This window comes from Phenylobacterium sp., assembly GCF_965284355.1.
Classification (GTDB): domain Bacteria; phylum Pseudomonadota; class Alphaproteobacteria; order Caulobacterales; family Caulobacteraceae; genus Phenylobacterium.
In genome coordinates this window covers 408,324-421,464 of record NZ_OZ260078.1, presented here as the reverse complement: position 1 = coordinate 421,464, position 13,141 = coordinate 408,324, and the positions used below count along the sequence as shown (strand labels likewise).

The following is a 13,141-nucleotide window of genomic DNA, read 5'->3' as shown; positions in this document are numbered from 1 at the left end:
TGCGGCTGCCTGGGAAACTGATCGGGCGCCTAAAAAGTGGGCGCCGAAAGTTCAGAAAATGATCACGTCGGAAATCGCCTTGTTGGGGCGGGTTCGACGCCTAGGATCGCGTTGAAACAAGGTTTGGGAGACGGGTTGAGATGGATGAACGGACCCCGGTGCTCATCGGAGCAGGCCAATTCACATACCGGGGCGATCCGGCCGCTTCCCCGTCGCCCACCACGTTGCTGAAGATTGCAGCGGAACGGGCCGCGGCCGACGCCGGAATAGGCGCCGAAGGGCTGGCGGCGATCGACACCCTGGCCGTCGTGGGCTTCACGATCGACGCGCCCGGATCGAAGCGCGGGATGATCCCGCACTCCACCAACCCGCCCGCGCTGCTGTCGTCGATGATCGGCGCCGAGCCCCGCTGGAGCGTCTATTCCGAGATGGGGGGCAACACGCCCCAATACCTGATCAACATGCTGGCCGAGCGCGTCGCCAAGGGCGAGGCCGAGCTGGCGCTGACCGTCGGCTGCGAGTTCCTGGGCTCGGCGATGAAGCGGGCGGGGAAGGGCCTGTCGTTCGACGACTGGAAGGCGGTGGAGGACGAGACCCTCGATCTGCCCAAGCGCGTGGGCGACCCGCGGCCCGGCAACACGGCCTACGAGGCCCGCCACGGCCTGAACCGCCCGATCAACATCTACCCGCTGTTCGAGAACGCGCTGCGGGCCCGCGACAAGCGCTCGCTGGGCGACCACCAGAAGCAGATGGGCCGGCTGTTCTCGTCGTTCAGCAAGGTGGCCGCGAAGAACCCCGAGTACGCCTGGTTCCCGACGGAGCGGACGCCCGAGGAGCTGGTCGAGGTTTCCGAGAAGAACCGGATGATCGGCTATCCGTACCCCAAGCTGCTGAACGCGATCATGGAGGTCGACCAGTCGGCCGCCGTCTTCGTCTGCAGCGTCAAGAAGGCCCGCGAGCTGGGCGTGCCGGAGTCGAAGTGGCTGTACCTGCACGGCTGCGCCGACGCCGCCGACCTCTGGCATCCGCTGGACCGCCAGAACTTCCACTCCAGCCCGGCCATGCGGCTGACGGGCAAGCGGGCGTTCGAAATGGCGGGGATCGGCCTGGATCAGGTCGACCTGATCGACCTCTATTCGTGTTTCCCCGTGGCGGTCGAGGTCGGCGCCGAGGAGCTGGGCCTTTCGCTGGACGACCCGCGCGGCCTGACGATCACCGGCGGGCTCCCCTACATGGGCGGGCCGGGCAACAACTACGTCATGCACTCGGTGGCGGCGATGCACCGCAAGCTGACGGAAAACCCCGGCAAGTACGGCCTGATCACCGGCAATGGCTGGTACCTGACCAAGCAGTCGACCGGCATCTATTCCACCAAGGCGCCCGGCAAGCCGTTCGAGCGCGAGGATCCCGCCGTCCTCCAGCGCGAGATCGACGCCCTGCCGCATCCCGAGATCACGGAATCGCCGCAAGGCTCGGCTACGATCGAGACCTACACGGTCGTCCACAAGCGCGAGGGACCGTTCATGGCGATCGTGGTGGGCCGGGATGCCAACGGCCGCCGCTTCGCCGCCAACACGCCCGACGATCCGGCCCTGCTCGCAGGCATGGAAATGTCGGAACAGGTTGGCCGGACGGGCACGGTGAGTCAGAAGGGCGACCTCAACATCTTCACACCGGACTGATCCCTCATGGCGCGTCTCTACCTGATCCGGCACGGCCGTCCGTCTTCCACCTGGGGCGGACACGACGACGATCCGGGTCTGGACGAGACGGGCCAGGAACAGGCGAGGGCGGCCCGCGACTGGCTGCTCTCGCGTCCTGACGCCGAGCGGCCGAGCCTGGTGGTCAGCTCCCCCCTGCGCCGCTGCCGCGAGACCGCCGAGCCGACCGCCCAGACCCTGGGCGTCGACGCCGAGATCGATCCTGTCGTCGGCGAGATCCCGACGCCCAAGGCGCTGTCGGCCGAAGCCCGGCCCGGCTGGCTGCGCGAGGCGTTTCAGGGGACCTGGGGCGCCATTCAGGGCGACATGGACTACGACGCCTGGCGCGGCGACATCATCGCGTCGCTGGCGAAGCGGGGGAACACGGCGGTGTTTTCGCACTACGTCGCGATCAATGCGGCGGTCTCCAAGCTGCTGGGCGTGGACCAGGTGCTGGCCTTCCGGCCCGACCACTGCTCGATCACCATCCTGGAAACCGACGGCGCGACCGTGCGGCTGATCGAGAAGGGCGCCGAGGCCACGACGGGCGTCCTTTGAGCGCGCGACCCATCCTGTCCGTCGCCGAGATGGGGGCGGCCGACAAGGCCGCCATCGCGGCCGGAACGCCGGGCGTCGAGCTCATGGAGCGCGCCGGCCTGGCGGTGGCCGACGCGGTCACCCAGCGGTTCGACGCCCAGCCCGTGCTGGTGCTCTGCGGCCCCGGGAACAACGGCGGCGACGGCTATGTGGTGGCCCGGTTGCTGAAGGCGCGGGGCTGGCCTGTGTCGGTCCGCGCGCTGGGCGAGCCCGCGACCCCCGACGCCCAGGCCATGCGCGCCCGCTGGGACGGCGAGACCCTGCCGCTGGACGGCGCGCTGGGGGAGGCGCTGGTCATCGACGCCCTGTTCGGCGCCGGCCTGTCACGGGCCCTGGATGGTCCCGCCGCCCACGCCGCCGCCCAGTTGGCCAATCGTCCCGAGACGGTCGTGGCCATCGACACGCCCAGCGGCCTGCCGGGCGACACGGGCCAGCCCCTGGGCCCGTCATTCTGCGCCGGCCTGACCGTGACCTTCCACGCCCGCAAGCCGGCCCATGTGCTGGAGCCCGGCCGCAGCCGCTGCGGCGAGATCGTGGTCGCCGATATCGGCCTGGGGGCGACGTCTGCGACCCTGTTCGAGAACGGCCCCGAGCTGTGGCGCGCGCGGTTTCCCTGGCCCTCGGCGACGTCGCACAAGCACCAGCGCGGCCGCCTGATCGTGGTCAGCGGCGACGCCTGGAGCACGGGCGCCGCCCGGCTCTCGGCCCGCGCGGGACTGCGCATCGGCGCCGGCCTGGTGACGATCTACGCCCGGGAAGAGGCCCTGGCCGCCAACGCCGCCCACCTCGAGGCGGTGATGCTGAAGCCCTACGCCAACGACCTGGAGCTGGAACAGGCCGCCGACCAGGCCGACGCCGCGGTCATTGGCCCGGCCGCCGGCGTCACCGAGACCACGCTGCTGAACGTCCTGGCCCTGGCCCGCACGGGCGCAGCGCTGGTCCTGGACGCCGACGCCATCACCGTCTTCCGCGACGATCCGGGCGAGCTGTTCTCGGTGCTGGACCGCGACGACGTCCTCACCCCGCACCAGGGCGAGTTCGAGCGCCTGTTCCCGGGGATGCTCAAGTCCGCCCCCGAACGCATCACCGCCGCCCGCCGCGCCGCGGCCAAGGCCGGCGCCGTCGTGCTGCTCAAGGGCGCCGACACCGTGATCGCCGCACCCGACGGCCGCTGCGCGGTGAACATCAACGGCTCGCCGTGGCTGGCCACTGCGGGCTCGGGCGACGTCCTGGCCGGCTTCATCGGCGGCCTCGTCAGCCAAGGCATGGACAGCTTCGAAGCCGCCTGCGCGGGCGCCTGGATCCACGCCGAGGCGGCGGAACTACATGGCCCGGGCCTGATCTCGGAGGACCTGCCGGGCCTCGCGCCCGCGGTGCTGCGGCGGCTGTACGAAGAGCGGTGAGGCCGCGGATCTAGTCGCTCAAGACGGTGTAGCTTACGACCTTCTGGTCAGCGTCGAGCTCGATCAGGAGCCACTCATGATCGATGGCGAAACCGCGCGTGGGTCCGAGGACGTAGACCATCTCGCTCTGCGGCCACATATCCGTTGTGGTCGGGTCGCCGAGTAGCGCCACTATAGCTGTGCGGCTTTTCCCCCGTAGGGGGTGCAGTTGCAGCAGGCTATCGACCATCTCGGCCCGCGAGCGCGTCGTGAGGTCGGCGCTGCGCCATTGCTCAGGATCGAACGGTGTCTTGGGCGTAGCCTGCCCACAGGCAGCAAGAAGGAGGCAAAGGCCGAAAATCCATGGACGCGCCATGAAGCCCTACCCGAACATATTGCTGGTCACGCCCCGCGCCATCTCGCGCAGAATCTCGTCGGCCAGGGTGTCGAGCGCAGAGCCCTCCCGGTAATCGCCGCCGGCCGCCAGGCGCGCGCGGCCGTCCTTCAGCAGCTTGTCGGCCGCCGTCTCGGTGCTGGCCTTGCCGGGATCGTAGACCGCCACGGGGTGGCCGCCGTGATCGGTCATCACGCGCATAACGGGGATGTCGGTCAGGCCGTCGCCGAAGAAGGCCATGCGATCGAAGGGGACCGGACGCTCACGGTCGACGAGGTAGGCGTTGATGCCGTCGTTGTCCCATTCGTCCAGCGTCCACTTGTTGATGCGGAACAGGTACTGGGTCTTGGCGGTGTAGTTGATCGCCAGGGCGATCCCCATGGCGTCGTCGTCCTCGTCGAACATGAACCCAGAGGCGTAGATCCGGTCGAACCAGTGGGCGATCGGCGAGCCCTCGATCAACTCGCGGTTGCCCGACGAGATGATGAAGTGGCGCAGATCCAGGCCCAGGGCCTCTGCCCGGGCGTTCTGGCGGGCGAACCAGTCCTCGACCCCGGGAAACAGGGGCAGGGCGGCCCCCCGGCGACGCCAGCTGTCATGGCTGAGTTCCAGGCCCTTCTCGCGGGCCTTGGCCAGCATCAGGTGCATGTAGGCCAGGATGCCATCGCCCCGTTGCTCGCGGGCCAACTTGCCGGCCTCGGCCCAGAAGTCGGCATGGTCCATCCCCAGCTCGTCAGGGATGAAGGCGTGTTCCTGCATGTTGCCGGGCGCAAGGGTGCCGTCGAAATCGTAGGCGAAGACGGCGAGGGGACGGCTCATGGCCGGTTCCAGTAGCAGTGTTGGGGGAGCCCGACGAGGGTGACGCTTGTTCCGGTCAAGCGCGGCTCGGTCTGTAAGGGTCGCCCCCCACCTAAGCAAAACAAGCCGGGGCGACCTGTAAGGGTCGCCCCGGTCCCGCGACGGGAGGCGGGGACCGGGGCGCACGGTGGCGGTTGTCGGGGAACAGGGCCGCCGCCGCGTTTCTGGTGTCCGATGCTTGTGGGAGATGCGCGGACAGGGGAGTTACGTCGGCAGATCCGCCCCGGATGCGGAAAGATGCACCCCTGCGTAGAATTTTTTTCGGAAGCCCGATTTTTCTTCGGGTCAGGCGGCTCGGCGCGCCCGCTCGCGGACCGTGTCGTAGGCCAGGGCCAGGCCCGCGATCAGCAACGGCAGCACGAAGAAGAACAGGCGGTAGCCGAGGAAGGCAGCCGCCAGGGCGGCGCTGTCGATCCCCTTGAGCAGGGTCGAGACCGAGCTCTCGAACACGCCCACGCCGCCCGGCACATGGCTGATCAGGCCTACAACCACCGATGGCGCATACGCGCCCACGAACGTGAAGTAGCCGACCGCGCCGGCGGGCAGCAGGATCCACAGGATGGCCGCGGCCACCGCGTTGTCGACGGCGCCGATAGCCAGCTGGGCCAGCGCGACCCGGACGGAGGGCAGCTTCACGCTGTGGCCGAACGCCCGCAGCGGCTTGTGCAGCACGGCGCAGAGAACGATGTAGCCGACGACGCCGGTGATCAGCAGGCCGCCCAGGATATCGGCCACCGGATTTGCGATCCGGCTGACGGCGGCGATCTCCTTGCTGCCGGCCAGCAGCAGGCTGGCGCCCGCCAGGGTGCAGATGCCCACCGCGAAGGTGAAGCTGTTGAAGACCGTCGCGGCCGCCACCTGGCGCAGGGTGATCCCGTGCTTGCCGTAGAACCGGGCCCGCACCGCGCCGGCCACCAGCAGGTTGGCGCCCAGGCTGTGGGAGATCGCGCAGGCGATGAACCCGCCCGCCAGGGCTTGCCCGGCGCCGATCTTCGCGCCCGCCCAGCGAAGGCCCATCAGCTCGACCACGCCCATCAGCAGGAAGCTCAGGGCCGAGAACACGATCGCCAGCAGGGTGGAATCCCAGCCCCACGCCCGGATCGCCGCCGCGAGATCCTCAGGACTGAGGTCGTGGAACTCGCGCCACAGGATAAACGCCGCCGCCCCCAGCAGCAGGACGGCCACGAAGTGCCATACCGCGCTGCGCAGGAACCGGCCGAAGCGCGAGCCCTGCGTCTCGGGCAGGACAGCGGCCAGCTCTTCTTCCACGTCCGCGAGGAGGGGATCGGGCCTGGCGGTGGGGTCGGGCGTCAGCAAAGGCCGGATATCCGCAGGGAATCGAGGGCGCGCCCATGGTCCCTGCCTGGAACCGAAGCGCAAGGCGGAGGTTCTTTCCCCACTTCCCGACGAAATTGAGGAGATGGCCCATGGACCGCGAAGACTGGCGCAATCCGGAAGTCGATCGTCTGCGGCGTCTGCGTGACCAACATCGCGACGACTACGGCCAGGCGGACTATTCGAACCTCTACGGCTACGACCCCCGGACCCGCTCCGGCTATCGGGCCTATGACGACGGCCGCCCCCGCGCCGGCGATCCGCCGCCCCGCGCCGAAGAGCCCCGCGGCTATCGCGACGACCGGGTGGCCTACGATCGCGACCGTCGCGCTGTTCGCCGTGACGGCCCTTCGGACCGCGTGCTGTGGGCGGTGATCATGGAGCGCCTGGAGGACGAACGCCGCCTGGATCTGCGCGAGGTGAAGGTCGAGGTGCACGACCGCGAGGTCACGCTCTTCGGCACGGTTCGCCACAAGGCCGACAAGCGCCGCATCGAGGACGTCGCCGACATCGAAGGCGTGCGCAACGTGCAGAACAACCTCCGCGTCCGCGAGCGCGCCCGGTGGACGTTCTTCTAGTGAATGACGAGGTAGGGGGCTGCGGAACCGCACCGGGCGCCCCAAGTGTTGTGGCGTCATGAGCAAGCCTGTCGTCGTGAACATTCCCCATGAACTCGGTCGCGCCGAGGCGCGCCGCCGTATCGACGAGGGGGCCGCGCGTTTGACCGGCCAGATCGGCGCGGTGGGCGACCTGGAGAAGACCTGGGACGGCGACACCCTGCAGTTCTCGCTGGTGGCGATCGGTCAGACCGTGTCGGGCAAGATCCTCGTGCACGACCGCGAGGTCTGCCTCGAGGTGAACTTGCCGGGCATCTTCGCGATGATCGCCGGCAAGGTGAAAGGCCGGCTGCGGGAACAGGGGCAGGTTCTGCTGGAGGGACCCAAGCGGGGCTGATCGGAGCAACCTAAACCGCAGGCGGACGTTGTTCGGGAGACACGTTTCAGGAGCCCCATATGCCCAACAACGACACCCGCCACGACGCCGCCGAGGCCCCGATCCGCCACGACACCGACCAGCCTTCGACCGAGGCCGCAAAGGCGCTGGAAGAGCACCGTCACTTCGAGGCGGCGCACGTCCGGCCGGTCGAGCCGCCGCCGGAAGGGGAAAAGGTCGACCACATGGCCGAGCGCGAGGCCAAGGCCGAGGACCGCCAGGAAGCTCTGGTCGACGAAGCGCTGGAAGAGACCTTCCCGGGCTCGGACCCGATCAGCCCAAAGCACATCACCTGACGCCTACTGGATGAGCGCCTCGTAGGCCTCCTGAGCCTCGATCCATTCGAGCTCGGCGGCCTCCAGGGCGCTCTGAGCGGCCTCGCGTTTGCGCCCCAGTTCCGCCGCCTTCGCGGGGTTGCCGGCAAAGGTCGCCGGGTCGCTCAGGGCCCGGTCGATCGTCGCGACCAGTTCGTTCGCCTTCGCCAACGCGGCTTCGGCCGTCTCGGCGCGGCGTCGTGCTGTGCCGGTTGGAACCTTGGTTCGCGGCGCGGGCGCCGGCGGGGGCGGGGTTACAGGCTCCGGCTCGGCCTTCACCTGCGTCGGGCTGCGCGCCGCCACGCGGGCGCGTTCGAGCACCATTGCGGCATAATCTTCCATGTCGCCGTCGAACGGCTCGATCCTGCCGTCGGCCGCCAGCCACAGCCGATCAGCCACCAGCTCCATCAGCGAGCGGTCGTGGGTGATGAGGATCACCGCGCCCTCGTAGTCGTTCAGCGCGTCCAGCAGGGCCCGGCGCGAATCGATGTCGAGGTGGTTGGTCGGTTCGTCGAGGATCAGCAGGTGGGGGGCCTCCATGGCCACCATGTTCAGCAACAGGCGCGCCCGCTCGCCGCCGGACAAGTTGGCGACCGTCGTCTCGCACTTCTCGAAGCTGATCCCGAACTGCGCCAGGCGCGATCGGCGCGAGGCTTCGGTGGACCCCGGCATCAGCCGCCGGATGATGTCCAGCGGCGTGTCGTTGGGATCCATCGCCTCGATCTGATGCTGGTGGAACCAGCCCACCTTCAGCCTAGGACTGCGATGCAGCGTACCGGCCTCGGTGGTCAGCGCGCCGGCGACCAGTTTGGCGAAGGTCGACTTGCCGGCCCCGTTGACCCCCAGCAGCCCGATCCGATCGTCGATATCGAGGCGCAGGTTCAGCTTCTTCAGGATCGGCGCGCCGCCGTAGCCCACCGAGGCGTCCTCCAGCCGCAGCAGCGGCGGGGCCAGGGGGCGCTCGGGCGAGGGCAGGGAGAACGGGGTCACCCTCTCCTCGATCACCGCCGAGACCGGCGGCAGCTTGGCGATCATCTTCAGGCGCGACTGGGCCTGGGTCGCCTTTGAGGCCTTGGCGCGGAAGCGATCGACGAACGATTGCAGATGGGCCCGGTGGGCCTCGACCTTCACCCGGGTCGCTTCCTGCAGGCGCAGCTTCTCTGCGAGTTGCCGCTCGAAGTTGTCGTAGCCGCCGGGGTACAGGTTCAGCTTGCCGTCCTTCAGGTGAAGGATGTGGTCGCAGGAGTTGTTCAGCAGCTCGCGGTCGTGGCTGATGACGATGGCCGTGTGCGGGTACTTCTTGAGCCGCGCCTCCAGCCACAGGGCGCCTTCCAGGTCGAGGTAGTTGGTGGGTTCGTCCAGCAGCAGCAGGTCGGGCTCGGCGAACAGGCTGGCCGCCAGCGCCACGCGCATCCGCCAGCCGCCCGAGAACTCGGCCATGGGCCGGGCCAGGTCCTCCTGCGAGAAGCCCAGGCCGGCCAGGATCTCGGCGGCGCGTGAGGGCGCGCGGTCGGCATCGATCTCGATCAGCCGCGCATAGATGTCGCCCAGCTCTTCCGGCGGGGCCGTGTCCAGGTTGGAGAGCAGGGTGTGCCGCTCGACATCGGCCTCGAGCACCGTCTCCAGCAGGGTGACCGGGGTGGCCGGATGCTCTTGGTCCACCGAGCCGATCCGCGCGTGCCGGGGCAGGCCGATCTCGCCGCCGCCGGGATGCAGCTGGCCCAGGATCACCTTGAACAGCGTCGACTTGCCCACGCCGTTGCGACCCACGAGGCCGACCTTGGCGTCCTTGGGCAGCGTGATCGTGGCCTGGTCGAAGAAGCGGCGGCCCCAGGCGTCGAGGACAAGGTCTTTGATTTGCAGCATGGGAAGATCCGTGGGCGCCGCGTCTAGCAGACATGGTGCGCTGCGTCATGGGCGCGCCGCGCATCGGCGGAAATGCGCGGGGCGAAACGTCGCGAGCCGGCGCAGGGGGCCTCTAGCGGGTTGATCCGCGACGGCGGTTGGCGATATAGACCGCGCCGACGCGCGAAGGGTCCGCCCTTGCGCACCTCCCCATCTTCCCAAGAGCCCCAACGGAGCCCATGACCGAACGCACCTTCTCGATCATCAAGCCGGACGCCACGCGTCGTAACCTGACCGGCAAGGTCAACGCGGTGATCGAGGATGCCGGCCTGCGCATCGTGGCCCAGCGCCGCATCAAGATGACCGAGGCCCAGGCGAAGAAGTTCTACGAGGTTCACGCCGAGCGCCCGTTCTACGGCGAGCTGGTCGAGTTCATGACCTCGGCCCCGGTCGTGGTCCAGGTGCTGGAAGGCGAGAACGCCGTGGCGCGCTACCGCGAAGTCATGGGCGCCACCAACCCGGCCCAGGCCGCCGACGGCACCATCCGCAAGCTGTACGCCGAGAGCGTCGGCGAGAACTCGGTGCACGGCTCGGACAGCCTCGAGAACGCCAAGCTCGAGATCGCCCAGTTCTTCACGGACGCCGACATCGTCGGCTGAGCCGTAGGGCCCGCCTAGTCAGGCTCCGCGGGGATCGCTCCGCGGAGCTGTTTCGTTCCCCACCCCAGCACAAGTGAACATGAGAGAATCCAAGGTCATGCCTGGCTTCTCCGATCGCCTCGCCGCTCAGGCCGAGGCCCGGAAAGCCCTTCTGGCGAAGTTCAAGCCGAAACCCGCCGTCCCAGCCGCCGAAGGCGCGTTCGAAACCAGCGCCCAGAAGAAGGCCCGCGAACTCGAGGAAGTGCGCGCCCGCCGCGCCGCCGAGAAGGAAGCCGCCCGCCTCGCCAAGGAAAAGGCCGAGGAAGAGCGCCGCCTCGCGATCGAGAACGACGAAGAGCTGATGCTTCAGCTGAAGCGCGAAGAGCGCAAGGCCCGCAAGGCCGCCGAGAAGGAAGCCGCGCGCCTCAAGCGCGAGATGAAGGCCCAGATGCGGCGGGGTTGATCCCCGTCGCCCAAGCCTCGCCCGCTAGCCGTCGGCCGAGCCGGTCAACCGCCGGCTCAGTTCGCCATAGTAGCCCTGGGTCAACAGCTCGACGACTTCGCCGCGCGCCTCGGCCTCGAAGGCCAGATCCTGGGCCATCTGCACGGCGGCAGACCGAGAGAGGCCGCCGGCGACCGGCTCGCCGTCCTTGAAGACGGTCCAGTCGCCGTCCTTCTGCGCCACAGCGTATTGCACCATGTCGACCTCCCGTAACCGCTCAGCGCGTCACTACGGTGAAGGTTCCCCGGGGCTTACCCTGCGGCGTCACAATTCGACGGGGCGACCGTGCGGCGTGCGCAGGTAGGCCTGTTGCCAGGCGTCCTTGCGGGACGTCAGCTCGTCGGCGCCGGCCAGCTTGCGGCCCGTGACCAGGCCCTCCAGCGCCGCCACCCAATGCTCGTAGTAGCGAGAGCCGTCGTCTTCGGGATCACGCTTGAGCTCTGTCGATAGAGCGTCGGCCCATTCCGTCCACGTGAACGCGCCGCGCTCGTGCAGCTTCAGGGTCAGGGCGAAGGCCTGCGCCTGCCAGGGCTCGGCGAAGATCGGCCCCTCGGCGTCGCGGGGCAGCCGCGGCAGGCTCTGGACGTCAGGCGCGCTCAAGATAGGGCTCCCACAGGTCGAGCCGGACGCTGTCGCGGGCCGGAGCGTCGGGGCCCCACAGCTCGCGAGCCTCGAAGCGGACGCAGTACAGATGATGCGGGTCTTCGCCTTCCCCGTGGGCGTGGCGGTCGGGGAACACGTGGCCGCCATGCAGGCCCTCGATCACGCCCACGCGGCCGCGGACGTAGCGGGGCAGGCGGGTGTGGCCGGTCGGGTTCATCACCCGGGCCCGGACCCGGTCGCCCACCGCGAACGCCGCGGGCGGGACGTCGCGAACGTACGAGTAGGGGCCGGTGAGGGCGGCCGGGACGCTGGCGGCCGGCCTGACCGGCGTGCCCTTCGGCGCGCCCGGCGCCGCGCGACCTGACGCCAGCTCGTCGGCGGTGATGTAGCCGGCCTCCAGCAGCAGTTGCTCCACCCGGGCCAGCCACTTTTCATAGTAGCTCAGGCGCAGGTAGTCGGCGGGGGGCATCAGCTCGATCCTGTGCCGCCCGGCGTCGATGTTGCCGCGGGTGGGCGAGGCGAGGTTCAGCGCGTGGACGCGTCCCTCCCAGGCATGATGGAAGGCGATCCCCTCGGGCTCGGGCGTGACGGCCCCCATGCCGTGCATCCCGCCCATGTCGTGCACGCCGTTCACAGCCGCGCCGTCCCGATCATGCCGTCGCGGGTCACCAGTTCGGCGAGCTGGGCCTCGGACAGGCCCTCGGTCCCGGCCGGCCGCTCGGGGATCACCAGGTAGCGGACCTCGGCGGTGGAATCCCAGACACTCACCTCGACATCGTCGGGCAGCTCGGTCCCGAAGTCGGCCAGAACGCCCCGCGGATCGATCACGGCGCGGGCGCGGTAGGGCGCCGACTTGTACCAGACCGGCGGCAGCCCCAGCACCGGCCACGGGTAGCAGGAGCACAGGGTGCAGACGACGAGGTTGTGTGTGGCGGGCGTGTTCTCGACCGCGATCATGTGCTCGCCCTGCCGGCCGGTGAATCCCAGCTCGGCGATGGCGGCGGTGGCGTCGGCGCGCAGCCGTTCCAGATAGGCCGGGTCGTTCCAGGCCTTGGCGACCACCCGGGCGCCGTTCCGAGGGCCCACCTTGTTCTCGTAGTGGTCGACGATGGCGTCCAGCGCGGCCGGATCGACGAGGCCCTTTTCGACCAGCAGGGATTCCAGCGCCTTCACCCGCAGCGCGATGTCCGAGGGCGGCTCCTGCTCATGGTCGTGGTGGTGATCGTGGTCGTGATGATCGTGCGCCATGGCCGACAAGGTGGCCCAACCCGGCGCCGGGGTGAAGACCGCGCGTGACCCCGATGCGATCCGCTGCAATGCTGGCCGGGCAGGAGGCGTGCATGGTCGAACCTCACCTCATCTACTTCGCCGACCCGATGTGCTCGTGGTGCTACGGCTTTTCACCGGTCATCGACCAGGTGCGCCAGGCCTACGGTCGCGCGCTGCCGATCCGCGTGGTGATGGGCGGCCTGCGCCCCGGGACCGACAAGCCGATGACCGACAAGGCCAAGACCGAGATCGCCGGGCATTGGCATCACGTCCACGAGGCCTCGGGCCTGCCGTTCGATGCGGCGGTCCTCCAGCGCGAGGGCTTCATCTACGACACCGACCCGGCCGCCCGCGCCGTGGTCGTGGTCCGCCGCGAGGGTGAGGAGCTGGCGCTGCGCTATCTCGCCGCCGCTCAGCGGGCCTTCTACGCCGAGAACCGCGACGTGACCTCGGGCGAGGTGCTGGCCGACCTGGCCGCCGAGTTCGGGCTGGACCGCGCAGCCTTCCTGGCGGCCTGGTCCACCGAAGAGGCCAAGAGCGAGACCTGGCGCGACTACGCCATGTCGCAGCGCGCCGGGGTCACCGGCTTTCCGACCCTGGTGGGCGGTCCCAACGATCAGGGGGTCTACGGCGTCGTGACCCGCGGCTACGCGCCCCCCGAACAGGTGCTGGCGGTGCTGCGCGACTGGATATCAGGCATCGCCGCCTAGC

Annotated in this window: 17 protein-coding genes; 9 read left to right on the top strand and 8 right to left on the bottom strand. The window is 69.3% G+C overall.

Translation table 11 applies throughout. The features are described from left to right. The first annotated feature begins 140 nt into the window (after window positions 1–140). The 3 genes from ACQ66R_RS02130 to ACQ66R_RS02120 are packed head-to-tail and all read left to right on the top strand — an operon-like array spanning window position 141 to window position 3,700. On the top strand, window positions 141–1,682 hold the full coding sequence (locus ACQ66R_RS02130; protein WP_430418820.1) for an acetyl-CoA acetyltransferase: 1,542 nt from the start codon (window positions 141–143) through the stop codon (window positions 1,680–1,682). A 6-nt stretch (window positions 1,683–1,688) separates the two neighbouring features. Beyond that, a complete protein-coding gene (locus ACQ66R_RS02125; protein ID WP_430418818.1) occupies window positions 1,689–2,258 on the top strand; it encodes a histidine phosphatase family protein in 570 nt (189 codons plus the stop codon). Next, window positions 2,255–3,700 carry an NAD(P)H-hydrate dehydratase gene (locus tag ACQ66R_RS02120; protein ID WP_430418816.1) on the top strand — a complete coding sequence of 482 codons (1,446 nt, stop codon included), beginning with the start codon at window positions 2,255–2,257 and terminating at the stop codon, window positions 3,698–3,700. The genes ACQ66R_RS02125 and ACQ66R_RS02120 overlap by 4 nt, the downstream gene beginning before the upstream one ends. A 10-nt stretch (window positions 3,701–3,710) precedes the next feature. Here ACQ66R_RS02120 and ACQ66R_RS02115 read toward each other — a convergent pair whose 3' ends face one another. The 3 genes from ACQ66R_RS02115 to ACQ66R_RS02105 form a co-directional block, all read right to left on the bottom strand. Beyond that, the gene (locus ACQ66R_RS02115) at window positions 3,711–4,055 is read right to left on the bottom strand and encodes a hypothetical protein (protein WP_430418814.1); all 345 of its coding nucleotides are present in this window, start codon (window positions 4,053–4,055) and stop codon (window positions 3,711–3,713) included. A 6-nt stretch (window positions 4,056–4,061) separates the two neighbouring features. Next, window positions 4,062–4,892 carry an HAD family hydrolase gene (locus ACQ66R_RS02110; protein WP_430418812.1) on the bottom strand — a complete coding sequence of 277 codons (831 nt, stop codon included), beginning with the start codon at window positions 4,890–4,892 and terminating at the stop codon, window positions 4,062–4,064. A 324-nt stretch (window positions 4,893–5,216) separates the two neighbouring features. Next, a complete protein-coding gene (locus tag ACQ66R_RS02105) occupies window positions 5,217–6,248 on the bottom strand; it encodes a lysylphosphatidylglycerol synthase domain-containing protein (protein ID WP_430418810.1) in 1,032 nt (343 codons plus the stop codon). A gap of 110 nt (window positions 6,249–6,358) precedes the next feature. On the opposite strand from ACQ66R_RS02105, the gene ACQ66R_RS02100 reads away from it, so the two are divergent. From ACQ66R_RS02100 to ACQ66R_RS02090, 3 genes are read left to right on the top strand one after another with little or no spacing between them, the layout of a single operon-like run. Continuing rightward, window positions 6,359–6,844, top strand: coding sequence for a BON domain-containing protein (locus ACQ66R_RS02100; RefSeq protein ID WP_430418808.1), 486 nt, complete (start codon window positions 6,359–6,361; stop codon window positions 6,842–6,844). Window positions 6,845–6,902: 58 nt separating this feature from the next. Then, the gene (locus tag ACQ66R_RS02095; protein WP_430418806.1) at window positions 6,903–7,220 is read left to right on the top strand and encodes a polyhydroxyalkanoic acid system family protein; all 318 of its coding nucleotides are present in this window, start codon (window positions 6,903–6,905) and stop codon (window positions 7,218–7,220) included. Window positions 7,221–7,279: 59 nt separating this feature from the next. Then, a complete protein-coding gene (locus tag ACQ66R_RS02090) occupies window positions 7,280–7,555 on the top strand; it encodes a hypothetical protein (RefSeq protein WP_430418804.1) in 276 nt (91 codons plus the stop codon). A 3-nt stretch (window positions 7,556–7,558) separates the two neighbouring features. On the opposite strand, the gene ACQ66R_RS02085 is transcribed toward ACQ66R_RS02090, so the two are convergent. After that, window positions 7,559–9,439: an ABC-F family ATP-binding cassette domain-containing protein gene (locus ACQ66R_RS02085; protein WP_430418802.1), complete on the bottom strand. Its 1,881-nt coding sequence runs from the start codon at window positions 9,437–9,439 to the stop codon at window positions 7,559–7,561. 218 nt (window positions 9,440–9,657) lie between these two features. Here ACQ66R_RS02085 and ndk point away from each other — a divergent pair, with 218 nt between their 5' ends. After that, window positions 9,658–10,077: a nucleoside-diphosphate kinase gene (gene ndk / locus ACQ66R_RS02080; protein ID WP_430418800.1), complete on the top strand. Its 420-nt coding sequence runs from the start codon at window positions 9,658–9,660 to the stop codon at window positions 10,075–10,077. 79 nt (window positions 10,078–10,156) lie between these two features. Further along, entirely contained in the window at window positions 10,157–10,519 is a 363-nt protein-coding gene (locus ACQ66R_RS02075) for a DUF6481 family protein (protein WP_430418798.1), read from the top strand. Window positions 10,520–10,543: 24 nt separating this feature from the next. Here the strand turns inward: ACQ66R_RS02075 and ACQ66R_RS02070 are convergent, their stop codons facing one another. The 4 genes from ACQ66R_RS02070 to nthA all read right to left on the bottom strand — a co-directional run bounded on the left by ACQ66R_RS02070 (window position 10,544) and on the right by nthA (window position 12,409). After that, entirely contained in the window at window positions 10,544–10,756 is a 213-nt protein-coding gene (locus ACQ66R_RS02070) for a hypothetical protein (protein ID WP_430418796.1), read from the bottom strand. Between the two features lie 66 nt (window positions 10,757–10,822). Further along, complete coding sequence (locus ACQ66R_RS02065) at window positions 10,823–11,158, bottom strand: nitrile hydratase accessory protein (protein ID WP_430418794.1); 336 nt, start codon at window positions 11,156–11,158, stop codon at window positions 10,823–10,825. Then, window positions 11,145–11,795: a nitrile hydratase subunit beta gene (gene nthB, locus ACQ66R_RS02060; RefSeq protein ID WP_430418792.1), complete on the bottom strand. Its 651-nt coding sequence runs from the start codon at window positions 11,793–11,795 to the stop codon at window positions 11,145–11,147. The genes ACQ66R_RS02065 and nthB overlap by 14 nt, the downstream gene beginning before the upstream one ends. Then, window positions 11,792–12,409 carry a nitrile hydratase subunit alpha gene (gene nthA / locus ACQ66R_RS02055; RefSeq protein ID WP_430418790.1) on the bottom strand — a complete coding sequence of 206 codons (618 nt, stop codon included), beginning with the start codon at window positions 12,407–12,409 and terminating at the stop codon, window positions 11,792–11,794. The genes nthB and nthA overlap by 4 nt, the downstream gene beginning before the upstream one ends. A gap of 92 nt (window positions 12,410–12,501) precedes the next feature. Between nthA and ACQ66R_RS02050 the strand changes: the two genes are divergently transcribed. Further along, window positions 12,502–13,140 (top strand): DsbA family protein, encoded by a 639-nt coding sequence (locus ACQ66R_RS02050; protein WP_430418789.1) that lies wholly within the window; start codon window positions 12,502–12,504, stop codon window positions 13,138–13,140. Window position 13,141 lies beyond the last annotated feature (1 nt).